The organism is Streptomyces pathocidini (genome assembly GCF_001418495.1).
GTDB classification, from domain to species: domain Bacteria; phylum Actinomycetota; class Actinomycetes; order Streptomycetales; family Streptomycetaceae; genus Streptomyces; species Streptomyces pathocidini.
Map to the genome: position 1 here is coordinate 1 of NZ_LIQY01000513.1, position 3,327 is coordinate 3,327.

Consider the following 3,327-nt stretch of genomic DNA (forward strand, 5'->3'; position numbering starts at 1 on the left):
CCACCCCACTCATCCCCCGGGAGAGACCCCTTTCTTCCGCTTTCTTCCGCGGTTTCCGGGCAAAGGTGGCGGATTGGCAGCGCGGGCGCCTCGCGCGTGCGACCCTGTCGCCACGCGGACGAGAGGGGGGCGCTGTGGTGAGTTCGTACGGCGAAGGCCCCGGAGCGATCGTTGCGATCGGCTACCGGGGCCTCGCCTCCCCATGTCCCCCCAGGGTGACCCGGAGCCCCGAGCTCTCAGGGTCGTTCCCCGCGGACCCCCTTCCCCGTAGGGCCCGCCTCCCGGTAGCTGTCTCCCCTTTGCGACGGTCGTCAATCCTTGAGTGCAGTCACTCGAACGAGGGGTGTTGGGTGCGGACCCCTCCAGTTCGAATATGGGTTCGATAGTGTGTGGGGTGTTCCAGCACGCGCAGTTCGCGGATCGGGCAGAAGGAATGGGGGTGCCAGGGCACATGGTGCGACGCATCGACGTGACCGGGGCCGATGGCGTGCGGCTCGCCGCCTGGGAGTTCGCCGACCCTCCGAAGGGCGGCCGGGAGGACGAGACGTCCCCCGGTGTCCTGCTGCTGCACGGCCTGATGGGCCGTGCCGCCCACTGGGCGGGCACCGCCCGCTGGCTCTCCGCCAGCCACCGCGCCGTGGCGCTCGATCAGCGGGGCCACGGCCAGAGCGGGAAGCCGGAAGGCGGTCCGTACACGCGGGAGGCTTACGTCGCCGACGCCGAGGCCGTCGTCGAGCAGCTCGGCCTCGCCCCCGTGACCCTCGTCGGCCACTCCATGGGTGCCCTGACGGCCTGGCAGCTCGCCGCCCGCCGCCCCGATCTCGTACGGGCCCTGGTCATCTGCGACATGCGGGCCTCGGCGCTGGGGGCGGGCTCGCAGCGTGAGTGGGAGGAGTGGTTCGGGACCTGGCCGGTGCCGTTCGCGACGCTCGCGGACGTCCGCAGGTGGTTCGGCGAGGACGACCCCCGGCTGGAGCTGCCGAGCCAGTCCCGCGGCGCGTTCTACGCCGAGGTGATGTCCGAGCGGAACGACGGCTGGCGGCCCGTCTTCTCGCACCGCCACATGCTGACGGCCCGTGAGACGTGGGTGCACGACGCGCACTGGGAGGAGTTGGCGCTCGTCCGCTGCCCGACCCTGGTGGTGCGCGGTGTGGACGGCGAGCTGGGGCGCGCCGAGGCGCAGGAGATGGTCCGAGTCCTGCCCCGCGGTTCGTACGCCGAGGTCCCGGACGCGGGGCACCTCGTCCATTACGACCGGCCGGAGGCGTGGCGGGCGGCCGTGGAGCCGTTCCTGCAAGGGGTGTTGGTCGACTGACGCCCGGCCGGGACCGGACCGGGCGCCGTCGGTGCCCGGACCGGGCGGACAGGCGCGCACGGGAGCATATGGGCGTACGGACGAGTCCGGGGGTACCGGTTATGCGCCCGGCGTACGCCAAGTGCCCGCGCGCTCCCGCCGGTTCGGGTGGCTTTGAGGTGATCCACGATGCCCTAGGCTCCGGTGCATTCTGCCGAAGAGGAGGAAGGGAACCCGTGACGCACCTCGCAGGACCACCCAGCGCCGCCTTCCAGGGGGCCGAGCACGCCACGCAGTGGCTGCTCACCGGGCTGGCCGTGGTCGTGGCCGTCGGGGCGTTCTTCACGGCGATCTCGGTCGGCGCCCGCCGCCTCCTCGGCATCCGGATCGGCGTGCTGCGCACGCTCGTCGCCTGCGCGGCCGGCATGACGGCGTTCCAGCTGTTCAACAGCTCCCTGCGCGACACCGACAGCCGCGCCGCCCTCTCCACCGTCTCGCTCACCCTCTCCCTCCTCGCCGCGATGGCGGTGCTCGTGCTCGTGGAGTTCCTCATCCCGTCCGGCAGTTGGCCCCGCCCCATGCGATGGGCGCGCGCCGCGCGCCGCCGGATCGAACGGGCCCGCCGCTACTCCCAGATCAGCCGGATCTTTATGCGCCACGGCCTCGGCCGGTACGTGCGCGGTCGGGCCAGCCTGGACCGGGCCGCCCGCACGGACGAGGCGGGAGCCGAGGCCGCGCGCTCGCTGCGGCTGGCCCTGGAGGAGTGCGGTGGCACGTTCATCAAGTTCGGCCAGATCCTCTCCACCCGCCGCGACCTGCTACCCCCGCACATCGTCGAGGAGTTGAGCCGGCTCCAGAGCGACGTGCCGCCCGCGCCCTGGGCCGAGGTCGAGGCCGTGCTCCGCGAGGAGCTGGGCGCGCCCCTGGAGGACGTGTTCGCCGACTTCGACCACGAGCCGCTCGCCGCCGCCTCCATCGCCCAGGTGCACCGGGCGACCCTGCGCGGCGGCGCGCGCGTCGTCGTCAAGGTCCAGCGCCCCGGAATCCGGGACTCCGTCGAGCGCGACCTGGACATCGTCCTCGCCATGGCCCAGGGCCTGCACGTCCGCGCCCGGTCCGTACAGGGCCTGGGGCTGCGGGAGTTGGCCGACGGCTTCGCGACCGCCGTCCGCGAGGAGCTGGACTTCCGTATCGAGGCGCGCAACGCGGACGCGGTCGCGGCGGCCAGCGACGGGCACGCGCCGGACGCGCCCGTGCGCGTACCGGCCGTGGTCCACGCCCTGTCCTCCGCGCGCGTGATGGTCCAGGAGCGCCTGGACGGCGTGACCCTGGAGCACGCCGGCGCCGACGCGGACGCGCGCGGCCTGGACCGCGAGGCGCTGGCCCGTACGGTGCTGGGCGCGATGCTGCGGCAGATCATGCGGGACGGCGTCTTCCACGCGGACCCGCACCCCGGGAACATGCTGCTGCTCGCGGACGCGGGCTTCACGACCTCCCACGGCCTCAACGGGACGGTCCCCGGCCCGAGGAACGGCTCCAGCCCGGGAGTCGGGCACGGCGCGAGCGCCGGTTCGGCCCGGATCGGGCTGCTCGACTTCGGCTCGGTCGGCCGGATCGACGCGACCGTACGGGACGCGATCCAGTATCTGCTGCTGGCCGTGGACCGGGGCGACTCCGCCGCGATGTGCGACGCGCTGCTCGACCTCCTCGGCCCGCGCCGCCCCGACGCCACCGCCCCCGACGACGGCCCGGTCCTCGACGCGCTGCTCCTGGAGCGTGAGTTGGGCCGCTTCATGGCCCGCCACCTGGGCCCTTCCAGCCGCCCGGACACCGGCACGTTCACGGCCCTGTTCCAGCTGATGACCCGCTTCGGCCTGGCCGTGCCGCCGGAGGTCGCGGCGGTCTTCCGCGCCCTGGCGACCCTGGAGGGCACGCTGACCCGGCTCTCCCCGGGCTTCGACCTGGTGGCGGAGGCCCGCCGGGTCGCCACCGCGCTGGTGACCGAGCGTCTGACGGCCGCCCCGGCCGGCCGG

General features: G+C 73.9%; 2 protein-coding genes. Both read left to right on the forward strand.

The window, feature by feature from the left end:
* Positions 1 to 451: 451 nt before the first annotated feature.
* Positions 452 to 1,315 (forward strand): alpha/beta fold hydrolase, encoded by an 864-nt coding sequence (locus AOK16_RS21645; protein WP_055473853.1) that lies wholly within the window; start codon positions 452 to 454, stop codon positions 1,313 to 1,315.
* Positions 1,316 to 1,530: 215 nt separating this feature from the next.
* The coding region (locus AOK16_RS29015) for an ABC1 kinase family protein (protein ID WP_055473854.1) at positions 1,531 to 3,327 on the forward strand (1,797 nt) is incomplete at its 3' end.